Source organism: Geomonas sp. Red32, assembly GCF_023652955.1.
Taxonomy (GTDB): domain Bacteria; phylum Desulfobacterota; class Desulfuromonadia; order Geobacterales; family Geobacteraceae; genus Geomonas.
The window spans coordinates 192,894-215,026 of record NZ_JAKLOY010000001.1; the positions used below are offsets into that span (position 1 = coordinate 192,894).

Below are 22,133 nucleotides of genomic sequence, written 5' to 3' on the forward strand. Positions count from 1 at the left end.
CCGAGCGCTTCCGAAGGAGTCAGATACCATGCACCTGAAGATCCTGATGACCGCTTCCGAGGCGGTGCCGTTTGCCAAAGAGGGGGGCCTCGCCGACGTGGTGGGAGCCCTCCCCAAGTACCTCAAGGGGCTGGGGCACGATGTGCGAGTGGTGATGCCCCGCTACTACAAGGTCGACCGCGACGCCTATGGGCTGAGACAGCTCCCCGGGGTGCTGGTGGTCCCCATGGGGATCATCGGCATGATGTACTGCGGCGTCTACGAGGGGAGACTCCCCGGCAGCGACGTCCCCATCTACCTCCTCGAGCACGAGGAGTTCTTCGGCCGCGACCCGCTCTACGACCGCGACAACGAGGGATATCTCGACAACGACAACCGCTTCGTCTTCCTGTCGCGGGCGAGCCTGGAGATCTGCAAGATGCTCGACTTCAGGCCGGACGTGGTTCATGCCCACGACTGGCATACCGCCGCCGCTCCCATCCTCCTCAACACCGCCTACCGCCACGACCCGCACCTCCACGAGGCGGCCTCTCTCCTCACCATCCACAACATGCAGCACCAGGGTTCCTTCTACGAAGGGGTCATGGACATCCTCGGCATCGGGTGGCAGCATTTCAACTTCCTGGAGCTGGAAATGAACGACCAGGTCAATCTCCTCAAGGGTGGCATCTACCACGCGACCGTGCTGAACACGGTCAGCGAGGGATACGCCCGGGAGATCCAGACACCCGCCTTCGGATGGGGGCTTGAAGGGGTGGTGCGGGAGCGTTCGCCGGTGCTGCGCGGGATACTGAACGGGGTGGATTACCAGGAGTGGAACCCGGAGACTGATCGGCACCTGCCGGTCAATTTCGGATCTGACGATCTCTCAGGCAAGGCCCTTTGCAAGCGCGCCTTACAGCGGGAGATGGGACTCCCCGAGCGGGAGGAGGTGCCGCTGTTCGGCCTGGTCACCAGGCTGGTGAAGCAGAAAGGGATCGACGTCCTGGCCGAGGCCATCCACCGGATGCTGGAGATGGACATCCAGGTGGTCCTCTTGGGGGCGGGGGAACCGTGGGCGCATTTCTATTTCGGAGACGTGGCAGCCTCCCACCCCGGCCGTTTCGCCTGCCGGATCGGGTACAACAACGGACTCGCCCACCGGATCGAAGGAGGGTGCGACTTCTTCCTGATGCCGTCCGCTTTCGAGCCGTGCGGCCTCAACCAGATGTACAGCCTCCGCTACGGCACCATCCCCATCGTCCGCGCCACCGGCGGATTGGATGACTCCGTCGAAAACTTCGACCAGGCCGCCGGAACCGGCACCGGTTTCAAGTTCTGGGACCTCACCGCCGGCGCTCTCTACGACACCGTCGGCTGGGCCGTGCACACCTGGTACCACCATCCCGACGCCATCCAGGCGTTGAGGCGCCGCGGCATGGCCAAACGCTTCACGTGGGAAGAAGCTGCCGCCAAATACGAGGCCCTCTACCTGGACGCGATGCGTCTGCGCCTCGGCGACGCCCGCTTCCGCCAGAAAGAAGCCGAGCGCTCCGTCCCGTCATCCATCCCCGCCCCCGCCCCTCCCCTCGGCAAAGGCGAAAGCCTCCCAGCCTAACCTCGAACTCAGGTAGGATTTCAAAAGCGTTCCCTCTCCAATGAAAGATCCCTCCCCTTCAAGGGGAGGGTTAGGCCCCGCCTTTCATACCCTTTGACACGCCAGCCGATCCGTTGTAGAAACGTGCTCGCCAATTTTTTTAATAGACGATACCGGGAACGAAGATTCAATCGGGTGCGGCGTTATACAGGACCAGGAGGGGCGGATGGAAAAAGGCGGCAGGTTCGTCGTCGTGGACGTGGAGACTACCGGTTTCTCCGCGCGTCAGGGCGCGAGAGTGATAGAGGTCGGAGCAGTCGCCGTAGAAAACGGGCAGCTGACGGAAGAGTTCACCACCCTCATTGACGCCAGGGCACCCATCGCTGCGGGAGCACTCCGCACCCACGGCATCTCGCAGGCGATGCTGCGGGGAAAACCTGGCCCCTCCGACGTCTGGCCAGGCTTCAGGGATTTTGTCGGCAATGCCTCCCTGGTCGCCCACAACTCCCCGTTCGACAGCTCCTTCATTTTGAATGAACTGAGCAGGCTGGGACACCGTCTCCCGAACCGCTGGTACTGCACCGTCGAGCTCTCCCGCCGGAAGCTTCCCCATCTGCCCAACCACAAGTTGGAAACCGTAGCCCGGCATCTCCTCCCCGGCCTTCCCGCTGACCTCACCTTCCATCGAGCCCTCGACGACGCCCGGCTGACCGCCCGCGTCTGGCTCGCCCTCACAGGGGATCTGTAAGGGAACCGCGCCCAGATTTTGGAGCGCCTTTTTCGTACCAACCCGCAGTTGATCCAATCTTTTCTGGGTCGAGGGGGATCCTTGGTTATGACTTCCTCAAGGTAGTCTCAATTCGCACTTCTCCAGTAAGGGTGCGGTGCACCGGGCAGTGGTCGGCGATCTCCAAAAGCCGCTGCCTTTGCGCCTCATCCAACTCCCCGGCAAGCTCTATCTCACGCACGAATCTGTCGATCCGGCTCTCGCTTTCCGTGCAGTTTTCGCAATCCTGAGCGTGTACCTTCTCGTGAGAAAGCCGCACCACCACCCCGGCCAGCGGCCAGCTCTTGCGGCGCGCATACATCTGGAGCGTCATCCCGGTGCAGGCGCCGAGGGCGGACAGCAGGTACTCGTAGGGCGAGGGGCCCTCGTTGTTGCCGCCGTAGGCCACCGGCTCGTCGGCCACCAGGTGGAAACCGTTGGCGAAGATCTCGGTATGAAACCCCTCCGCCCCGGTGCGCGCCGTCACCCGGTTGTCGAGCACGACGGACGGCAGGGTTGAGGCGGCCAGGGTCCCCGGGAGGATCAGATAACGATCGGCCCAGGCGGCGATCATCTCACCGGCGTAGCGGGAGTCCCTGGCGTCGGAGAGGAGATGATCCGCCGGGTCGAGGGAGATGAAGCTCTTGGGATGGCGAGCGGCCTGGTAGATGGCGCTTGCGTTATCGATCCCCACCACCTGGTCGCGCGGGGAGTGCAGGACCAGGAGTGCCGCCGCTAGTTGGGCCAGCGTTTCGGACGGCCGCTGAGCCTCGAGGTCATCGAGCAGGCTCTTGCGAATGGTGAAGTCGCGCCCGCCGATGCGGACCGAGGCCTGGCCGCTTTGTTCGATCTGGGCAGCCGTCTCGCCCAGCATCCCCCGCAGATGGGCCGGACGGAAAGGAGCCGCGATGGTGGCCACGGCCTTCGCCGAGGGGATCTCCGCCACTGCGGCCAGGACGGCGGCTCCGCCCAGGGAGTGGCCGATCAAAAGCTGCGGAGCCTCATACTCGCGCTCCAGGAAGCGGGCAGCCGCCACCAGGTCGCTTATCTCGGAGGAGAAGTTGGTCGTTGCGAACTCCCCCTCGCTCTCCCCGATCCCGGTGAAGTCAAAGCGCAGCACGGCGATGCGCCGGCCGCTCAGTGCGCGGCAGATATGCACCGCGGCGGTGAGGTCCTTGGAGCAGGTAAAGCAGTGGGCGAAGAGCGCATAGGCGAGGGGACGCTCGTCCTCCGGGAGTTCCAGCCTGGCTGCGAGCTGCTCTCCTCTTGCATTGGGGAAGCTGACTCTCTTGGTGTTCATCGGGGCTCCCTGTTTTTCCTAGCTGCTGGCAGTGCTTGCGGCCAGCTCTGCCGCCAGCCCGGACAGGGTGGCGCAGTCCGCCAACCCGTCGAGGAAGCGCTGCGGGATGCCCGACATGCCGACCTGGGCGCCGACCAGGGCGCCGACCAGGATGGCGCGCGCCTGATTCTGGCCGCCACCGTTCACCGCATGGAGCAGGGCGGATTCGAAGTCGCCGCTGAAGCGTGCCGCAAGGTAATAGGCCGCCGGCAACTGGTGATAGATGGCGCACGGCATGCCGTAGACGATCGACACCTTCCAGGCCGGCTCGATGCGGATCGCGGGGTCGGCCACCGCTGCAGCCATGTAGGATGGCGTAAGCAGGGCATCGGGCGAGGCGAACCGTCCGGCCCGGGGCGGGTCCGGAGCGCCGGGGCGCGGCGGGCCCAGGTTGTCGCCGGTGACGGCATGAAACGGCAGCGCCCCGTTTTTCACCAGCTTCATCAATCGGTTGGAAAGATGCGTGTCCAGGAGGTGCCCCTGGACCAACTGCCCCAGCACAGCGCCGTAGGCCACGGTCATGGATACCACTACATCGTCGTTTTGAGTAAGGAGGGTGTTGCCGGTGATGGTGGCGGCAAGCTGCGCGGGGTCAGCCGCGTAACGCACTGCGAGAGCAAGGGTGCGCTCTACCGCCTCGGTGGTGTCGGCATGTCCGCCGGTCTGCCCCCAGGGCAGCCTCTGCTCTACCCTTTGCCGCCACAGTTCGCGGATCGACTGGCTGGTGTAGCCGCCCGGGCCGCTCATGGGGGTGCCGTCCAGAAACGGCAGCAGATCCTCATCCATGCGGCGGCAGAAGTCAGCCTCGTCGTACCCTCCACAGGAAACCAGCGAGGCCAGCAACAGCTTGAGGATGAATCCGGCCTGGGAGAGCTGGCCAGCCTTAAGCCCGGCGTGGTAGCGGCCGGGCTTGGGATCGGTGTACCCGGTTATCCACTCGCCGTAGTCGCGGCGCAGTTCGGCAAGATCGTAGTACCAGTGCGGCCCGAGCCCCAGGGCATCCCCAATGAAGGCCCCCATGAGGGCACCGGCCGCGCGATCCTTAATTGTTGTTTCAGCCATAGTCACCACCTCTGTCCAGTCAGAAAATAAGATCCCGGAGGATCCCAGTTAAGGTTAATCTTACGCCGCTGCCAGCCACGCCCGCGCGGCAACGACCAGGCTCTCCACTCCGGTCTGCAAGGTGGGGTGAAGGACAGGCGCGAACTTGGGACTGTGATTGACAGGAAGTTCATTCAGTCTATTCGACTGCTTGGCTTGTTCGTAGAGTTCCGGGTCCGTGCCGCCCACGAACCAGAAGACCGACGGCACGTGCCACTTGGCGCCAAACAATCCAAAATCCTCGCTCGCTGGCGCAGGCCCCGTCTCACGGACCCGTTCTGCACCGAAATACCCGCGAAAAGCGTCGGCCAGCCGGGTGCTGGCGTCGGGGCTGTTCACATTGAGCGGGTAATGGTCCAAAGACGTTATCTCGGGTTTGCGCGGGGCACCCGAAGCCTCAGCCTCGGCGTTGACGATTCGCTCGATTGCCCCCAGCACCCGTTCGCGCACGCCCGCATCGAAGGTCCGTACATTGAGTTTAATAATGGCTTCCTCGGGAATGACATTCTCTTTCGTCCCGGCCTGCAATACACCCACCGTGACAACCGCGGCATCAGCAGCTGCGACTTCGCGCGAGACTATGGTTTGTAGCCGCATCACGGTTGCCGCCGCCATGACGACGGGATCGACACTAGCCTGCGGCATGGATCCATGCGCACCGCGACCAAACAAACGGATTTGCAGGCTGTCCGCCGCGGAAGTAATGGGGCCCGCGCGCCCGGCCACTGTACCCGCCGGCCCCACCATGAGATGCTGGCCAAGTACCACGTCCGGCTTAGGAAAGCGTTTGAAGAGGCCATCGTCGATCATAGCTTGCGCACCTTCCGCCGTTTCTTCTCCGGGTTGAAATACCGCCATCAAGGTGCCGCGCCAGGTTGTGCGTGCGTCGGCCAGCAATTTCGTGGCACCACAGAGCCACGTCACATGCATGTCATGGCCGCACATATGCGAGACCGGCACGGTATTACCCTCTCGATCGGTGGCAGTTATCTTGCTGGCATACGGCAGACCCGTCGCTTCTGCGACCGGCAGCGCGTCCATATCGGCTCGCAGCATGACTGTAGGCCCATCACCGTTGCGGAGCAGGCCGACAACGCCGGTTTTGCCGACACCGGTCGTGACGTCAAAGCCGGCTTTACGAAGACGGTCGGCCACCAACCTTGCCGTACGCGTCTCCTGCATCGAGAGTTCGGGATGGGAGTGCACATCCTTGTAGAGAGCCTCCAAATCCGCGAGCATGGCATCCAGATTGCTCAATACCGGGTCGGGAGAACTCGTCCGGGTCGAGTTCATGGTCGCACCATTTCCTTTCGCACCAACAGGTAATCCATCCCTTGATTCATTACCAGAGTATACAATGTTTCGAATCTTAGTGGTTCAGTGCCTGAACAACTTCAAGTGGCTCCGAAGGGCCATTTCTAAGAGGCTACAGCACCGGCAATCTTAATTTTGCAGCCGACAAACGCGATTGGTCCCTCGAAATCTCGATAGGTTGTCAGAAATCAGCATTCCTCGCCAGACAACCTCAATTACCAAAAGGAAATCTCAATTCCTCGGTGGAAATCTCAATTCCTCAGTAGAAATCTCAATTGCTCGGCGGAAATCTCAATTGCTCGGCAGAAATCTCAATTGCTCGGCAGAAATCTCAATTGCTCGGCAGAAATCTCAATTGCTCGGCAGAAATCTCAATTGCTCGCCGGAAATCTCAATTCCTCGCCGGAAATCTCAATTCCTCGCCGGAAATCTCAATTCCTCGCCGGAAATCTCAATTGCTCGCCGGAAATCTCAATTCCTCGGCAGAAATCTCAATTCCTCGGCAGAAATCTCAATTCCTCGGCAGAAATCTCAATTCCTCGGTGGAAATCTCAATTCGTTGGCGGAAAATCACAATTAGCCGCTAAAAATCCGGATTTGGCGAGGGGGAATATTGATCGGTGGCGGGGATTTCGAATTGGGCTGGGGACAACGGGAAGCTTGCACCTCCCGCCGAATGGGACGAATACGAACAGGGGGACTGGCGCCTGATTGAGCCAGTCCCCCTTCCATCCTTGCTTACGATTCGCCGGTTAGCCTACGATGATGTCGACGGGTGCGCTCCAGGGGCTGGTCTCGTTGTTGCCGTGGCTCCTCACCCGGATGTAGTACCAACCTGCGCGCTCCAGACCGGGAATGAAGATCCTCACGCTCTTGTAGTTGCCGTAGGTGCTGTACGATTCATCGCCGGCCGGCACGCCCTTGCATAGCTGCACCTCGTATACGCCGGCCCCAGGATCCCTTTCGACGGTGATCACGAGCGAACCCGGCTCATCGCCTCTCTTCGCGGTCACTTTTAGAGGAAGACGTGAAACCGAGGTGTGCGTATAGGCTTTCTTGGTGTGGTCTTTGAAGTCGTGCCCGGTGTTGTCGAGGAGGCTGTCGTCGTTTTTATGCCGCGCCATGATGACTATGTAGGCTGCGTTCATGTGAATCGATTCCAGGGTCGCCGCCCGCTCCAGATCAAGTTCCTTGAGAGCTTGGGTGTCCTTGAACCGGGCGCACTCTTCTTTCCTTTCCAGGTTGGACATATGCTCCCTGAACCGCACCGGCCCCGGCGCCCAATCGGGCTTGTCCGCGCCGAAAAAGACATGCTTATCCTGCTTGCTCGCCGCGGTGGACAGCCACCCGATGATGGCACGGTGGCTCATTGTCACAAATTGGCTCATGTCGAAGACGTTGTTCGTAATGGGATAATTGAATTGGACCATGGCGCGCCTCCCGAATCGTCGTTGCAAACTCCTCAAAAAAATAGCACTGAGGGAGAGTATGGCAAGGGTTATAATTGATTTTTTTTAATCATACGTTTCCGGCGTCCTCGGTTCGGCCGGCTTTCCCCACCCCCTCGCCCCCTCCCTCCAGGGGAGGGGGAATGATCGAAATAAAAGAAAAAGGCGCCCCGGGTTAACGGGGCGCCTTTTTTTGCCTCTATCTTGGCCCGAGGGCCTCGTCTTAGTGCATCTTGTTCAGCAGCGGAACGATGAGCAGGGAGACGATGTTGATGATTTTGATCATCGGGTTGACGGCCGGGCCGGCAGTGTCTTTGTACGGGTCGCCGACGGTGTCGCCGGTAACGGCAGCCTTGTGGGCGTCGCTACCTTTGCCACCGTGGAAGCCGTCCTCGATGTACTTCTTGGCGTTGTCCCAGGCGCCGCCGCCGGTGGTCATGGAGATGGCGACGAAGATACCGGTGACGATGGAGCCGACGATGACGCCACCCAGAGCCTTGGGCCCGAGGGCGAAGCCGACGACGATCGGGGCCAGGATCGGGATGAGGCCCGGGATGACCATCTCTTTGAGGGCAGTCTTGGTCACGATGTCGACGCAGGCAGCGTAATCCGGCTTGCCGGTGCCTTCCATGATTCCTTTGATGGTGCGGAACTGGCGGCGGACTTCGTCGACAACCGCGCCGCCTGCCTTGCCCACCGCTTCCATGCACATGGCGGCGAAGTAGTAGGGGAGCATGCCACCGATGAAGAGGCCGACGATGATGTACGGGTCGGACAGCGAGAAGGTCTTGTCGGCGATGGTCAGCTCCTGAACGTAGGAGGTGAACAGGATGATGGCGGCCAGACCGGCGGAGCCGATGGCGTAGCCTTTGGTGACGGCCTTGGTGGTGTTGCCGACGGCGTCCAGCGGGTCGGTGACGGCGCGGACGGACTCGTCGAGCTCAGCCATTTCGGCGATGCCGCCGGCGTTATCGGTGATCGGGCCGTAAGCGTCCATGGCGACGACGATGCCGGTCAGGGAGAGCATGGAGACGGCGGCGATCGCAATGCCGTAGACGCCGGCGCAGTTGGAAGCGACGATGATGCCGGCGGCGATCACGATGACCGGCAGCGCGGTGGATTTCATGGAAACGCCGAGGCCGGCGATGATGTTGGTGGCGTGGCCGGTCTTGGAGGCTTCGGCGATGTGCTTGACCGGGCCGTACTCGGTGGCGGTGTAGTACTCGGTGATCCAGAAGATGGCACCGGTTACCGCGAGGCCGACCAGGGCGGAGATGAACAGGTTGGTGGCGGAGATGGTGGCGCCGCCGGCGGAGAGGCCGTCCGGGAACATCTGCACGGTCACGAAGTAGAAGGCGATGCAGGCCAGCACGGCGGAAGCGATGAGGCCTTTGTAGAGGGCGCCCATGATCTTCCCGCTGCCGCCCAGCTTCACGAAGAAGGTGCCGATGATGGAGGCGATGATGGAGATGCCGCCCAGGATCAGCGGATAGCTAACGGCTGCGGAGTTGCTGAAGGTGATGGCGCCGAGCAGCATGGACGCGATCAGGGTAACGGCGTAGGTCTCGAAGAGGTCGGCGGCCATACCGGCGCAGTCGCCGACGTTGTCGCCGACGTTGTCGGCGATGACGGCCGGGTTACGCGGGTCGTCTTCGGGGATGCCGGCTTCGACTTTCCCGACCAGGTCGGCGCCGACGTCGGCGCCCTTGGTGAAGATGCCGCCGCCCAGACGGGCGAAGATGGAGATCAGGGAGCCACCGAAGCCGAGGCCGACCAGCTGGCCGACAACTTCCTTAGCGGGCGCGCCCGGCATGAGTTTCTGGAGCAGCATGTAGTAACCGGCGACGCCGAGCAGGCCCAGACCAACCACCAGCATGCCGGTGATGGCGCCCCCCTTGAAGGCGACGTTGAGGGCCTTGTGGATGCCGGACTTGGCGGCCTCGGTGGTCCTCACGTTGGCACGGACCGAGACGAACATACCGATGAAGCCGGTGAGGCCGGAGAAGATCGCGCCGACGGCGAAGCCGACTGCGGTCATCCACCCCAGGGTGGCAAAGAGGGCGATGAACATCACCACGCCCACGGCGGCGATGATGGTGTACTGGCGCTTCATGTAAGCCCCGGCACCTTCCTGAATTGCGGCGGCGATCTGACGCATCCGGTCGTTGCCCTGGGGGAGTCCCAGAATCCATTGGGCCGAGATGAGGCCGTAGGCGACTGCCGCCACAGCGCAAGCCAGGGCGAACACTACTGCATACTGTTCCATTACCAAAATCCTCCTATTTAGTTATGCCTCTAAATAAAGGCGCGATCTTCACTGCCGGGGACGCTCGGGACGCTTGTATTGCATAAAAATGGTCATAGAAACGGGAGATTGTTATCGGAAACCCCGTTATTTGTCAACCTATTTTGGGCCAGCTCCGAGTTTCCCAGTAAACCAGTTGCGCATCAGGGGTTGAAAATGTATCATGGACCGCATGCTTGACCTCAAATGCGGCGAGAAGACCCTCCCGCTCTCGATAGCTCCGGAGCGTGTACTTTCGGTACTTCGCCCACCTGTCCCCCAGCCGACCGGATCCCCCCGCGAGTTGGTGGAATGGGCTCTGGACAGCTGCGCTTCCCACCTCTCCTCCTTCAATCCCGGAGACAAGGTTGTCATCGTCACCTCGGACGTCACCAGGCCGACCGGAAGCGAGGTGTACCTGCCGCTGCTGGTCGCCCGGCTGAACCGGCTCGGTATCCCCGACCGCGACATCGAGATCGTCTTTGCGCTGGGAATCCACCGGAAACAGTCCGCCGCCGAGCATAAAAAGATCGTGGGCGAGCTCTACGGGCGCATCGCCGTCATCGACCACGACTGCGACGATCCGGGCGGACTCGTTTACCTGGGAGAAACCTCCAACGGGATTCCGGTGGAGGTGAACCGCCGGGTGGCCGAGGCCGACCGGCTCATCCTGACCGGAGCCGTCGCCTTCCACTACTTCGCCGGCTTCGGCGGCGGCCGCAAGAGCTTCCTGCCCGGGGTCTCCAGCCGCCGCAGCTGCATGGCAAGCCACTTCTCCGTGTTGAACCCCGCGGAAGGGAGCGGGCGCAACCCCAAGGCGGTCACCGCCAACCTGGAAGGGAACCCGGTTCACGAGGCCATCATGGAAGCGTGCGCCATGCGCCCCCCCGAGTTCATCCTCAACACGGTGCTCGCCCCGGACAAGAGCATCCTCGCTGTCTTCGCCGGCGACTGGAAAGACGCCCACCACGAGGGATGCCGCTTCTACGCCGACGCCTTTTCCGCCCCCATCGAGAAGCAGGCGGACCTGGTGGTGGTTTCCTGCGGTGGCTTTCCCAAGGACATCAACGTCATCCAGGCCAACAAGTCGATGACCTACGCGAGCCGGGCACTGAAGCCGGGCGGGGTAATGATCGTTTTGGCCGAGTGCCGGGACGGCTACGGAAACGCCACTTTCTTCAACTGGTTCAGCTATGCGACCTGTGGAGAATTGGAGGCGGCGCTCAGGAAGCGCTACGAGATCAACGGGCAGACGGCCTGGTCGGTGAAGGAAAAGGCGGAGCGGTTCAGGATCTTTCTCGTGTCGCAGCTTCCTCCCGAGGAGGTGGTGACCATGGGGATGACACCGGCGGAGACGGCCCAGGCCGCACTGGCCCTGGCACTGCCGCTTCTGCCTGAGGATTGGCGGGCGTACCTCATCCCGGAGGGGGGGATCGTGCTCCCGGTGCTTACCCCATCCTCGCCCCTGCCCTCCCCTTGAAGGGGAGGGAGCTGAAACCGAGAACGTCGCGTTTCGTCCCGCAACGCGACCTACATATTATTTAAATAGAGAAAGGGAATCGATGCTCGAAAAACGCATCCTCGATGAACTGAAAGAGATAGTGGGCGCCGGCAATTTCGCTACCGGCGCGCAGGAGTTGGTCTGCTACGGCTACGACGCCACCCAGATGGAATTCCTTCCCGACTGCGTGGTGCATCCGGCCGATCCGGAAGAGGTATCCCGCATCCTCAAGCTCGCCAACAAGGAAGGGTTCCCGGTCTTCCCCCGCGGGGCAGGAAGCGGCTTCACCGGCGGGGCGTTGCCCAAAGGGGGCGGCGTGGTGCTGGTAACCACCCGGATGAACCGCATCCTGAGGATCGACACCGACAACCTGGTCGCCGAGGTCGAGCCCGGCGTGGTGACCGAGGCCTTCCAGATGGCGGTCGAAAAGCTCGGCCTCTTCTATCCCCCCGATCCCGCCTCCTTGAAATTCTCCACCGTCGGCGGGAACGTCGCCGAGTGTGCCGGCGGCCCCCGCGCCGTCAAGTACGGCGTCACCAAGGACTTCGTGATGGGACTCGAGGTGGTGCTCCCGACCGGCGAGATCATCCGCACCGGCGGCGAGACCGTGAAAGGGGTGGTCGGCTACGACCTCACCAAGCTGCTGTGCGGCTCGGAAGGGACGCTGGGGGTGATCACCAAGATCATCTTCAAACTCCTCCCCTACCCGGCTTCCAAGAAGACCATGCTGACCATCTTCGACTCCATCGACGGCGCGGCCCGGGCGGTCTCCACTATTATTAAAGGGAAAATCATCCCGACCACCCTGGAGTTCATGGACCATGCAACCCTGACCTGCGTTGAGCGGCGCTTCAACCTCGGCATCCCCGAGGAAGGGCGCGCGGTGCTCCTCATCGAGGTGGACGGCGACCCGGACCTGATCGAGAAGCAGGCCAACCAGATCCACGACCTGATCAAGCCGCTTGGGCTCGTGCAGTTCCGGGTGGCCAAGGACGCCGCCGAGAGCGAGGAACTCTGGCGGGTGCGCCGGCTGGTTTCTCCGTCTCTGCGCGACGTGAACCCGGACAAGTTCAACGAGGACATCGTGGTCCCGAGGAGCAAGGTCCCCGACGTCATCCGGAAGATCGAGCAGATCCAGACCCGCTACGAGATCCCGATCGTCAACTTCGGTCACGCGGGCGACGGCAACATCCACGTGAACATCATGATCGACAAGTCGGTCCCCGGACAACTGGAGAAGGCGCACGAGGCGATCAAGGAGGTCTTCCAGGCGGCCCTCGACCTGGGCGGCACCATGTCGGGAGAGCACGGCGTCGGGCTCGCCAAGCAGCCCTTCATCCCGATGGAGCTCTCGGCCGACCAGGTCGCCGCCATGAAGGCCATCAAAAGGGCGCTCGACCCCAAGAACATCCTCAACCCGGGGAAGATGCTGCCACTCGACTAGTCAAATCGGACCGGTCAGCCGGATCCGACCGATCGGTCTGATGGGGTCGGACGTCATAGGTCAGAGAGAAGGAAAGAGAAAAGAGATGTCCAAAAAGCAGAACGACCCGCTCGAGCGGGTGCAAAGCGAACTCAAGAAATGCGTAAAATGCGGCGCCTGCCGTGCCCACTGCCCGGCCTTCGCCACCTTCCAGCGCGAGCCCGCCACCGCCCGCGGCAAGGTCGCCCTCGCCCAGCACGTGGCCCGCGGCGACATGCCGCTCGACGACGGCACTTACGCTGCCATGTCCAAGTGTCTTTTGTGCGGCTCCTGCGTGGAGAAGTGCCCGAACCAGGTCCCCACCGACGAGATCGTCATCGCCGCCCGCGAGGCGCTCGCCCAGCGGCGCGGCCTCACCACCTTCCACAAGGCGGTCGGCCAGGTCATCAAGAACAGAAAGCTCATGAAGATGGGGGCGCTCGCCTCTGCCATCCTCGGTCCGCTCTTCTTCCGCAAGGTCCCGGCCACCTCGGGCTTAAGGCTCCGTTTCCCGATCCCCTTCCTGGGGGGGACACGCCACATCCCCGAGATCGCCCGCCACCCCTTCATGACCCGCCACCCGGAGGTCATCGAGGGTGAACCCGGCAAGCCGCGCATCGTCTTCTTCGTCGGCTGCATGACCAACTTCGTCTACACCGGCATCGGCGAGGCCACCCTCGCCCTCTTCAAGCACCTGGGCTGCACCGTCATCATCCCGCATGACCAGCAGTGCTGCGGCCTTCCCGGCATGTCCGGGGGCGACCTCGAAACCGTCCGCGAGCTCGCGGAAAGAAACCTGGCCGCCATGGAGCGCCACCAGGCGGACTACGTGATGACCGCCTGCGCCACCTGCGGGGGAGCCCTCCACAAACTCTACCCGCTGGTAATCGGGAAAAGGAACCCGGAGCTTAAAGCGCGCCTGCAGGCTTTGGCGGACAAGACCATGGACGCCACCGTCCTTCTCCAGAAGCTCGGCCTCGACCCGTCGGTGACCGGCGAGGGGGAATCGCTCAAGATCACCTACCACGATCCCTGCCATCACCGGACGGCCGGCATCACCAAGCAGCCGCGCACCATGCTGAAAGCCACTCCCGGCATCGAGATCGCCGAGATGGAAGGGGCCGACCGCTGCTGCGGGCTGGGCGGCACCTTCAACGTCTACCACTACGAAAGCTCCCTTGACATCAACGCATCCAAGACCGCCGCCATCCAGGCCACCGGCGCCGACTGCGTGGTCACCGGCTGCCCCGGCTGCATCATGCAGCTCTCCGACGGTCTCAAGCAGAAAGGTGATAAAACAAAGGTTCTCCATACCGTGGAACTTCTCGCCAGAAAACTGGGGCGCTGACGGGGTTTCCCCCGCAGCGCCTTTTTTTCACTCCCGCCAAACTTCCCCGCCGCAACTACCTGTTCCGCCGAATTTTCTTCCGTATACGCCGTTTTTCTTATTGACTTTTCCCGAGCAAAACCTTATTTACTTTTACGTTCACTTTCCCCGAAAATCGTGTTCTATTTTTGCGCATACCACTGGCTCAAAAAGCGATGCCGGCGGCACTGAACAGCGCAAGTGACTGTTATTTGGAATGTTATAGAAAAAACTGCCGCTCAGAACACCGAGTCAGGGGTCTTATCTACCGGCTTCAACACCGATTGTCTCACCGCAACGGCTACCCTTCCTGGCTTCGCGCAGCACAATGCATCGTAGCACCAGTCTCTCTGACGGCCTCCGGGATGAAACAGTGTCCCGAATAAAACAGCTCACTCAAAATGGGCCAGGCCAACGACTACGCCACCCAACCTGTTGATTTGGCGGGGCATCCCGCCAAAAGCCAGGTGAAACGGTGACTGCAAATGGACCAAGACTGCCCTCTGGGGGCTCCGATTTCGCTTACGTGAACCGCTTTTTTGTTTTAACTACCAAAACGGAGGAAGGCAAACCACCATGACCACTTTTAAGCAGCAGATGGAAAATCCCACCCATCGGAAGGATACCCGCAATGTCCATTAAAATGATCAAGCCCACCCTGAAGAACCCCTTCGAGAAGGCAGAAAAGGTCGAGTTCAACATCCCGGGCGAGATATCGCGCGCCACGGGCGGCTACGAGGAGGCGATGAAGGAAGGTCACGACCTTATCCAGCGCCCCATCAAGTCGGTCAGCATCGACCAGATCGAGAAACAGCACTTCAAGAAGCGTATGACCGTCTGGGAGAGGATCCGCGTCCTCACCGAGGAAGAGCCGAACATCCTGTTCCAGAACTGGGGCAAGAATCTTGACGGCGCCTCGCTGGTCACCGGCATCCTGAACGTCCAGGGCCGCGACGTCGCCATCTACGGCCACGACTTCACCGTGCGCGCCGGCTCCATGGACGCCACCAACGGCAACAAGCTCGCGAGGCTCATGTACATGGCCGGCGAGAAGGGTATCCCGGTCATCGGCATGAACGACTCGGCCGGCGCCTTCGTCCCCGCCGGGGTCGGCGGTCTCGACGGCTACGCCGAAGTCTTCACCGCGCTCAGGAAGATCAGCGGCGTGGTCCCCTCCATCATGTGCATGTTCGGCTTCAACGCAGGCGGCGGTTCCTACCTCCCGCGCCAGGGGAGCTTCGTCATCCAGCCCAAGGACACCTTCTTCGGCCTGACCGGCCCGGGGGTCGTGAAAAGCGTGCTCGGCGAGGACGTCACCCCCGAGGAACTGGGCGGACCCAACGTCCACAGCCAGACCGGCGTCGCCGACCTGACCGCCGAGGACGAGGTCGGGGCGCTGCGCCTCGCGATCCAACTCCTCAGCTACATCCCGGACAACAACTCGGTGCTGGCTCCGTTCCAGGCCACCAGCGACCCCCTGGACCGCAAGACCTGGGAGATCAACACCCTCTTGAAGAAGGCATTCAACTCCCCGACCGGCTTCAACACCCCGTTCGACGTCTCCATCATCATCCAGCAGATCTGCGACCACGGCGACTACTTCGAGATCCAGCCGACCCGCGCCCGTAACGTCGTCACCGCCTTCGGCCGCCTCGGCGGCAACGTGGTCGGTTTCGTGGCCAACAACTCCGCGGTGGACTCCGGCCAGATCGACTGCGACGCCGCCTACAAGATCGCCCGCTTCAACCGCTTCTGCAACATCTACAACATTCCGATAATTTTCATGGAAGACACCACCGGCTTCCTCCCGGGGCGCGAGCAGGAGGCACGCGGCATCGTCCAGGCCGGCCGCGCCATGCTCGACTCCATCGTCGACATCCGCACCCCGAGGATCCTCCTCATCCTGAGAAACGCCTACGGCGGCGCCTACGCCTCCTACAACAACTACCCGACCGGCGCCGACCTGGTCCTTGCCCTCCCCACCACCCGCCTCGCCGTCATGGGCCCGGCCGGTAAGGAGTTCGTCTACAAGAACGAGCTCAGGAAGATCAGGACCGAAGTGGTCGAGCGCGTCAAGCGCGGCACCCAGGAGCGGATCGACGCCGGCGTGAAGCCGGATGCCGCCAAGGCCGACGCCGAGAAGGAAGCTGCCGACTGGTTGAGGGCCGAGGAGGCCGTTCTCAACAGCCGCTACGAGAAGGAGCTCATGAACCCGAAAGAGGCGCTCTCGCTCGGCTCCATCTCCTCGCTCGTCATGCCGACCGACCTCAGGAAAGTGCTGGGCGAAAACCTCAACTTCTTCCTGCGCCACTACAAACCGGGGCCGATGCAGGCCGTCCAGAGGGAGTTCCACTAATGACTACTCTTAATATCGGAATGGGGACCGCTGGCGAACAGAAGGGCTTCGGCCACCAGGAGCGCCCGCTGCGTCTATTAAACGTCGAGAGGAAGCCGATGTCACACGATAACTACGCCAATAACCCGCTGGTCCACCGCGACCGGCGGCTTTCCAAGTCCACCTCCGCCTGGGTCCGCTCGTTCTCCAGCGAAGACCTCAAGCCTTTGATCGTCTGTCGTGGCCCGATCCGCATGGAGGCCATGGACGTCTACCAGGAGATGGGAATCACCCACTACGGCATCCTCCTCTCCGAGAAGGACTCCATCGTCTATGCCAACGCCCTGGCCCCCGAGCTCAGGAAATTGACCGATTCGACCCGCGTGCACCGGGTGCCCGACTACACCGGCGCCTCCAAGGAGGAGCGCGTCGAGCGTATCCACCAGATCATCCAGATCGCGCTCGATAACGGCTACGACTCCATCTTCGCCGGCTACGGCTTCATGGCCGAGGACGACGAGTTCGTCGGCGCCATCGAGCAGGCGGGGCTGAAGTTCATCGGCCCCTGCGCCGCCACCCAGGCCGGCGCCGGCAAGAAGGACGAGGCGAAGAGGACCGCGCTGTCGGTGAACGTCTCGGTCACCCCGGGTATCGACAACGTCACCGCCAAGACCCTGGTCAAGAAGCACCCGAGCCGCGACAAGCTGCTGGCCCTGATCAAGTCCCACGCTCTCGAGTGCGACCAGGAGGCGGTCAAGAAGGCTGACTCCCTCGAAGACCTGGCCGACCTGGTCCTCTACGCATCCTACGCCAAGGGGATCGACCTCTTCTCCATCGAGGAGCTCTGCGCCCAGGTGCAGGAGGAAGTGACCGGGATGCTGAAGAAGTTCCCGCAGAGCCGCGTCCGTCTGAAGGCGATCGGCGGCGGCGGCGGCAAAGGGCAGCGGCTTTTGGGCGCTTCCCTTCTGAACGAGAAAAACGCCACCGACGCGATGATCGCCAAGGAGGCGGCCGAGGCCCCGGCCCTCGTGCGCGAGATCCTCAACGAGGTAAAAGCCAACGGCATCGGCGACAACAAGAACGTGCTGGTCGAGCTCAACATCGAGCAGACCCGCCACAACGAGATCCAGCTCCTCGGTAACGGCGAGTGGTGCATCGCCTTGGGCGGCCGCGACTGCTCCCTGCAGATGCACGAGCAGAAGCTCCTCGAGGTCTCCGTCACCCAGGAAGGACTCCTGGCCGCCATCGAGGCCGCCAAGACCGCCGGCCGCACCGCCGAGGTGAAGGCACTCGAGAGCGACCTCGGCGTCCTCAAAAGGATGGAGGAAGAGTCCGAGCGCTTCGGCAAGGCCGTCGGCCTCGACTCCGCCTCCACCTTCGAGTGCATCGTGGACCGCGACCGCCACTACTTCATGGAAGTGAACACCAGGATCCAGGTGGAGCACCGCGTCACCGAGCTCTGCTACGCGCTCAAGTTCGCGAACCCCGAGGACGAGAACGACTTCTTCGTGGTGGAGAGCCTGGTCGAGGCGATGGCCCTTTTGGCCCGCCACAAGAAGCGGGTTCCCAAGCCGCAGCGTTTCGTCCGCTTCAACGCCGCCGTCGAGGCCCGTCTGAACGCCACCGACGCCTCCCTCTCCCCGCACGCGGGCGGCATGATCCGTTACTGGTCCAAGCCGATCGACGGCGAGATCCGCGACGACCAGGGGATCAGCATGGTCAACCCGGACACCAACCTCTTCATGAAGTACAAGGTGGCCGGCGCCTACGACTCCAACATCGCGCTCCTGCTCACCAAGGGTAACGACCGCCTCGACAGCTACGAGAAGATGTCGGAAGTGCTGCGTGCCACCACCCTCAGGGGGAGCGACCTGGCCACCAACCTCGAATTCCACTACGGTCTGGTCAACTGGTTCCTCGGCAGAAACGTGATGGCCAAGCCGACCACCCGCTTCGTGGTCCCTTACCTCACCCTGGTCGGGACCCTCAAGGAAGTGGCCAACAAGATCGACCCGGTCTACGCCTTCCTGCAGATGAAGAGGCACTACCAGAAGCTGATCACCGACCTCTACGCGAGCGACCCGGAGACCGGCGCCAAGGAAGCGAAGAACATCTCCACCCTGCTCGACCGGAAAGGGACCCTGATCACCCGCCCGATCGAGAGACTCTTGGGCGACCCGCATCTCCTCTCCGGCTGGCTCTCCATGAACACCAAGAACTTCCGGATCGACAACGGCAAGGTGGTCTGGCTCCGTAACCCGGTGGGGGTCCTCAACGAGACCTACGAATACCTCCACATGAACCACCGTCCGCACAAGCCGGCCGCCGAGATCATCTGGGGGCACGACAACGAACTCCTGCAGCAGGCGCTCCGTTTCTCCCGCACCATCCGCGAGAAGTTCGGCCTGGCCCGCGACGAGTACCACACCCTCCACGAAATCCTCCAGAAGGAGGAGCCGCAGGGAGGCTTCGACGCCGAGACCTGGCAGCAGATCAGAAGCGCCCACTTCGGCTACGAGGCAGGCCTCGAGATGCTCGGCATGCTCTTCATGATCGGCCAGCAGACCCGCTTCTGGGATCTCAAGGTCGAGAAAGACCTCGAGATCACCATCCCCGAGTACCTCCACGATCCGGAGCTGCAGGCCCGCATGAAGAAGGTCCTGGTTCCGCCGCCGGCCACCAAGGCCGACGAGATCGTCGCCGTCTGCGGCGGGATGTACTACGGCCAGGAAGCTCCGGGGATGCCGCCGTTCGTTTACGAGGGGATGCACTTCGACAAGGGGCAGCCTTTGTACATCATCGAGGTCATGAAGATGTTCAACAAGGTCTACGCACCCTTCTCCGGTACCATCGAGAAGATCCTGATGACCGGCACCGACGGGACCATCGTCTCCAAGGGGCAGCCGCTCTTCAAGGTCTCCCCGGACGAGAAGTTCGTCGAGGTGGATGCCACCGCAGTGGAGAAGGAGCGCCGCGCCATCACCGCCGAGTACCTGAAGGCCGTCCTCTAGAGTCCCCCAGGGCATCAGACGCAAAAAGGGCTCCGGATGTCATCATCCGGAGCCCTCTGGTAACCGACCCCGGCCAGCCGGGGTCTTTTTTTAGCGCGCCTCGTCAGGCCGCGGCAAAGCAGTAGTTGTCCCCTTCCACCGAAGCGGACAGAGCCTCCATGAAAGAATCGGCCATGGGATCCTTGACGATGGCCATCTGACCGCGATTGACCGACCAGACCGTGCCGCAGATGTGGCACTCGATCAGACCTTCGATGAACTGACCGGACCGGAGGTCGGTGGTTTCGTTTTCATGGTTTTTGCAGACGGGGCATTGCATGCTTTTTCTCCTTTTAGCCTTCCGAGACTAGAACGCGTATCAATTTTTTTAAAACTATAGGTAGAGCGGAAAGATTTTTCAAGCTAAAAAAATCGCCAAAAACCTCTCAAAACAACATGTTAGAGCTTTCCGGCGTTTTGCTGGACAAATCGTCATTTTAAATCTATAAACAAAAATAAAACAATCAGCGCCGCCTGCCGCGGCTAGCACGCCGGTAACCTGCTGTTTTTACGTAGGCAAACGAAATAGACCATCATTTTGTAAAATAAAACAACCGCGCGCCCCTGGCGCCCTTTTCACGTCAACGGTACCGGAAAAAAAATTTTCTTGCCGGCGACATTCGAAAGGTCTAATAAGGTTTTTCAACTCACCGAACGACACAGTCGCCACTTCACTTGAGGTCAGGAGAGCACCATGAGCATTTCCGAAAAGAAACAGGCATGGCAGCAGATCGTAGACAAAAGCCTCGCCAAGGCACCCGAGCGCCAAAGCTCCTTCAAAACCAGTTCCGACGTCGAGGTTGACCGTTGCTACACCCCCGGCTTCGACTACCCCGGTTACGAGGAGCAGCTGGGTTTCCCCGGCCAGTACCCGTACACCCGTGGCGTACAGCCGACCATGTACCGCGGACGCTTCTGGACCATGCGTCAGTACGCCGGTTTCGGCAACGCCGCCGAATCCAACGAGCGCTACAAGTACCTGCTTTCCGCCGGGCAGACCGGTCTTTCCATCGCCTTCGACCTCCCGACCCAGATGGGGTACGACTCCGACGCCTCCATGAGCCGCGGCGAAGTCGGCAAGGTCGGGGTCGCCATCGACTCCCTGGCCGACATGGAAGTCCTCTTCGACGGCATCCCGCTCGACAAGGTCTCCACCTCGATGACCATCAACTCCACCGCCTCCATCCTCCTGGCCATGTACATCGCGGTAGCCGAGAAGCAGGGAGTCTCCCCCGCCCAGATCTCCGGCACCATCCAGAACGATATCCTCAAGGAGTACATGGCGCGCGGCACCTACATCTATCCCCCCAAGGAGTCGATGAGGATCATCACCGACATCTTCGCCTACTGCAAGGACAACGTCCCCAAGTGGAACACCATCTCCATCTCCGGCTACCACATCCGGGAGGCGGGCTCCTCCGCAGTGCAGGAAGTCGCCTTCACCCTGGCCGACGGCATCGCCTACGTGGAAGCCGCCATCAAGGCGGGGCTCGACGTCGACCAGTTCGCCCCGCGGCTGGCCTTCTTCTTCAACGCCCACAACAACCTTCTGGAAGAGGTGGCCAAGTTCCGCGCCGCCCGCCGCATGTGGTCCAAGATCATGAAGGAGCGCTTCAAGGCCAAGGACCCGCGCTCCCAGATGCTCCGTTTCCACACCCAGACCGCCGGCTGCACGCTGACCGCCCAGCAGCCCGACAACAACATCATGAGGGTCACCCTGCAGGCCCTGGCCGCCGTCTTGGGTGGGACCCAGTCGCTGCACACCAACTCCCGCGACGAGGCGCTCGCACTCCCCACCGAGGACTCGGTCCGCATCGCGCTCCGCACCCAGCAGGTGATCGCCTACGAGTCCGGTGTAGCCGACTCCTGCGACCCCCTGGCCGGCTCCTTCCTGGTCGAATCGCTCACTGACCAGATCGAGAAGGAGGCCAGCGCCTACATCGAGCGGATCGACTCGCTGGGGGGGGCCGTGGAGGCGATCTCGCGCGGCTTCCAGCAGAAGGAGATCCAGGACTCCGCCTACGCCTACCAGCGCTCCATCGAAAAGAACGAGACCATCATCGTCGGTGTCAACAAGTTCACCATCGAGGAGCAGCCGCCCGAAGACCTGCTGAAGATCTCCGACGAGGTCGAGGTCACCCAGAAGGCCAGCCTGGCCAGAATGAAGGGCGGACGCGACGCGGCCAAAGTGGAGAGCACCCTGAAGGCCCTCGAGGAGGCAGCCCAGGGAAGCTCCAACCTGATGCCGTTCATTCTCGACGCGGTGAAGAGCTACGCCACCTTGGGCGAGATCGCCAACGTCTTTAGAAAGGTGTTCGGCACCCATCGCGAGACGGTAGTCCTGTAGTCTTAAGTAAAACAAAGAGGTCCGGTGCGGGCCAAAGCAGGCTGCCCGCACCGGACCCATTTTCCTCTCATCCGCCTCGCCTAAAGTTCCATCTCTTTCATCACTCCTCTCCCGTCAAAACGTCACTGTCTCAGCTTGTTACCGCAATGTCACAGCCATTATCATGTGATTTATCATATATTTGCCATTGTCACGGTACTTCAAGCAATTAGAGCGCCCGCCAGTCGGCATTCTGCAATTTCTA

The 22,133-nt window shown here is 61.8% G+C and carries 15 protein-coding genes; 9 read left to right on the forward strand and 6 right to left on the reverse strand.

Translation table 11 applies throughout. The annotated features are described in order from the left end of the window. Nucleotides 1–28: 28 nt before the first annotated feature. Together glgA and L4X63_RS00885 are read left to right on the forward strand one after the other, a co-directional pair. The gene (gene glgA, locus L4X63_RS00880; protein WP_250676703.1) at nt 29–1,597 is read left to right on the forward strand and encodes a glycogen synthase GlgA; all 1,569 of its coding nucleotides are present in this window, start codon (nt 29–31) and stop codon (nt 1,595–1,597) included. 205 nt (nt 1,598–1,802) lie between these two features. Next, nucleotides 1,803–2,324, forward strand: coding sequence for a 3'-5' exonuclease (locus tag L4X63_RS00885; RefSeq protein ID WP_250676704.1), 522 nt, complete (start codon nt 1,803–1,805; stop codon nt 2,322–2,324). A gap of 85 nt (nt 2,325–2,409) precedes the next feature. Here L4X63_RS00885 and L4X63_RS00890 read toward each other — a convergent pair whose 3' ends face one another. Genes L4X63_RS00890 through L4X63_RS00900 form a run of 3 tightly spaced genes read right to left on the reverse strand, consistent with a single transcriptional unit; the run spans nt 2,410 to nt 6,075 of the window. Continuing rightward, a complete protein-coding gene (locus L4X63_RS00890; RefSeq protein WP_250676705.1) occupies nt 2,410–3,642 on the reverse strand; it encodes a bifunctional alpha/beta hydrolase/OsmC family protein in 1,233 nt (410 codons plus the stop codon). A gap of 18 nt (nt 3,643–3,660) precedes the next feature. Continuing rightward, complete coding sequence (locus tag L4X63_RS00895; protein ID WP_250676706.1) at nt 3,661–4,743, reverse strand: ADP-ribosylglycohydrolase family protein; 1,083 nt, start codon at nt 4,741–4,743, stop codon at nt 3,661–3,663. Nucleotides 4,744–4,803: 60 nt separating this feature from the next. Next, nucleotides 4,804–6,075 carry a M20 family metallopeptidase gene (locus L4X63_RS00900; protein WP_250676707.1) on the reverse strand — a complete coding sequence of 424 codons (1,272 nt, stop codon included), beginning with the start codon at nt 6,073–6,075 and terminating at the stop codon, nt 4,804–4,806. Nucleotides 6,076–6,274: 199 nt separating this feature from the next. On the opposite strand from L4X63_RS00900, the gene L4X63_RS00905 reads away from it, so the two are divergent. After that, nucleotides 6,275–6,676: a hypothetical protein gene (locus tag L4X63_RS00905; RefSeq protein ID WP_250676708.1), complete on the forward strand. Its 402-nt coding sequence runs from the start codon at nt 6,275–6,277 to the stop codon at nt 6,674–6,676. A gap of 172 nt (nt 6,677–6,848) precedes the next feature. Here the strand turns inward: L4X63_RS00905 and L4X63_RS00910 are convergent, their stop codons facing one another. Further along, on the reverse strand, nt 6,849–7,526 hold the full coding sequence (locus L4X63_RS00910) for a fibronectin type III domain-containing protein (protein ID WP_250676709.1): 678 nt from the start codon (nt 7,524–7,526) through the stop codon (nt 6,849–6,851). Nucleotides 7,527–7,767: 241 nt separating this feature from the next. Then, a complete protein-coding gene (locus L4X63_RS00915; RefSeq protein ID WP_250676710.1) occupies nt 7,768–9,810 on the reverse strand; it encodes a sodium-translocating pyrophosphatase in 2,043 nt (680 codons plus the stop codon). A gap of 202 nt (nt 9,811–10,012) precedes the next feature. On the opposite strand from L4X63_RS00915, the gene L4X63_RS00920 reads away from it, so the two are divergent. The 5 genes from L4X63_RS00920 (at nt 10,013) to L4X63_RS00940 (ending at nt 19,503) form a co-directional block, all read left to right on the forward strand. Beyond that, nucleotides 10,013–11,308, forward strand: a complete 1,296-nt coding sequence (locus L4X63_RS00920; RefSeq protein WP_250676711.1) for a nickel-dependent lactate racemase family protein — start codon at nt 10,013–10,015, stop codon at nt 11,306–11,308. Between the two features lie 82 nt (nt 11,309–11,390). Further along, complete coding sequence (locus L4X63_RS00925; protein WP_250676712.1) at nt 11,391–12,773, forward strand: FAD-binding oxidoreductase; 1,383 nt, start codon at nt 11,391–11,393, stop codon at nt 12,771–12,773. A gap of 85 nt (nt 12,774–12,858) precedes the next feature. Then, nucleotides 12,859–14,139, forward strand: a complete 1,281-nt coding sequence (locus L4X63_RS00930) for a (Fe-S)-binding protein (RefSeq protein WP_250676713.1) — start codon at nt 12,859–12,861, stop codon at nt 14,137–14,139. Between the two features lie 649 nt (nt 14,140–14,788). Then, nucleotides 14,789–16,513, forward strand: coding sequence for an acyl-CoA carboxylase subunit beta (locus L4X63_RS00935; protein ID WP_250676714.1), 1,725 nt, complete (start codon nt 14,789–14,791; stop codon nt 16,511–16,513). A gap of 98 nt (nt 16,514–16,611) precedes the next feature. Beyond that, entirely contained in the window at nt 16,612–19,503 is a 2,892-nt protein-coding gene (locus L4X63_RS00940; protein WP_250677863.1) for an ATP-binding protein, read from the forward strand. Between the two features lie 103 nt (nt 19,504–19,606). On the opposite strand, the gene L4X63_RS00945 is transcribed toward L4X63_RS00940, so the two are convergent. After that, nucleotides 19,607–19,822: a hypothetical protein gene (locus tag L4X63_RS00945; RefSeq protein WP_250676715.1), complete on the reverse strand. Its 216-nt coding sequence runs from the start codon at nt 19,820–19,822 to the stop codon at nt 19,607–19,609. 414 nt (nt 19,823–20,236) lie between these two features. Between L4X63_RS00945 and L4X63_RS00950 the strand changes: the two genes are divergently transcribed. Beyond that, complete coding sequence (locus L4X63_RS00950; RefSeq protein ID WP_250676716.1) at nt 20,237–21,889, forward strand: acyl-CoA mutase large subunit family protein; 1,653 nt, start codon at nt 20,237–20,239, stop codon at nt 21,887–21,889. Nucleotides 21,890–22,133 lie beyond the last annotated feature (244 nt).

What these genes read in the sequence shown, in the direction of transcription:
- L4X63_RS00945 (WP_250676715.1), bottom strand. Translation starts at nt 19,822, where the DNA reads ATGCAATGCCCCGTCTGCAAAAACCATGAAAACGAAACCACCGACCTC.
- L4X63_RS00925 (WP_250676712.1), top strand. Translation starts at nt 11,391, where the DNA reads ATGCTCGAAAAACGCATCCTCGATGAACTGAAAGAGATAGTGGGCGCC.
- L4X63_RS00940 (WP_250677863.1), top strand. Translation starts at nt 16,612, where the DNA reads ATGTCACACGATAACTACGCCAATAACCCGCTGGTCCACCGCGACCGG.
- L4X63_RS00935 (WP_250676714.1), top strand. Translation starts at nt 14,789, where the DNA reads ATGTCCATTAAAATGATCAAGCCCACCCTGAAGAACCCCTTCGAGAAG.
- L4X63_RS00915 (WP_250676710.1), bottom strand. Translation starts at nt 9,810, where the DNA reads ATGGAACAGTATGCAGTAGTGTTCGCCCTGGCTTGCGCTGTGGCGGCA.
- L4X63_RS00890 (WP_250676705.1), bottom strand. Translation starts at nt 3,642, where the DNA reads ATGAACACCAAGAGAGTCAGCTTCCCCAATGCAAGAGGAGAGCAGCTC.
- L4X63_RS00930 (WP_250676713.1), top strand. Translation starts at nt 12,859, where the DNA reads ATGTCCAAAAAGCAGAACGACCCGCTCGAGCGGGTGCAAAGCGAACTC.
- L4X63_RS00885 (WP_250676704.1), top strand. Translation starts at nt 1,803, where the DNA reads ATGGAAAAAGGCGGCAGGTTCGTCGTCGTGGACGTGGAGACTACCGGT.
- L4X63_RS00910 (WP_250676709.1), bottom strand. Translation starts at nt 7,526, where the DNA reads ATGGTCCAATTCAATTATCCCATTACGAACAACGTCTTCGACATGAGC.
- glgA (WP_250676703.1), top strand. Translation starts at nt 29, where the DNA reads ATGCACCTGAAGATCCTGATGACCGCTTCCGAGGCGGTGCCGTTTGCC.
- L4X63_RS00895 (WP_250676706.1), bottom strand. Translation starts at nt 4,743, where the DNA reads ATGGCTGAAACAACAATTAAGGATCGCGCGGCCGGTGCCCTCATGGGG.
- L4X63_RS00900 (WP_250676707.1), bottom strand. Translation starts at nt 6,075, where the DNA reads ATGAACTCGACCCGGACGAGTTCTCCCGACCCGGTATTGAGCAATCTG.
- L4X63_RS00920 (WP_250676711.1), top strand. Translation starts at nt 10,013, where the DNA reads ATGGACCGCATGCTTGACCTCAAATGCGGCGAGAAGACCCTCCCGCTC.
- L4X63_RS00950 (WP_250676716.1), top strand. Translation starts at nt 20,237, where the DNA reads ATGAGCATTTCCGAAAAGAAACAGGCATGGCAGCAGATCGTAGACAAA.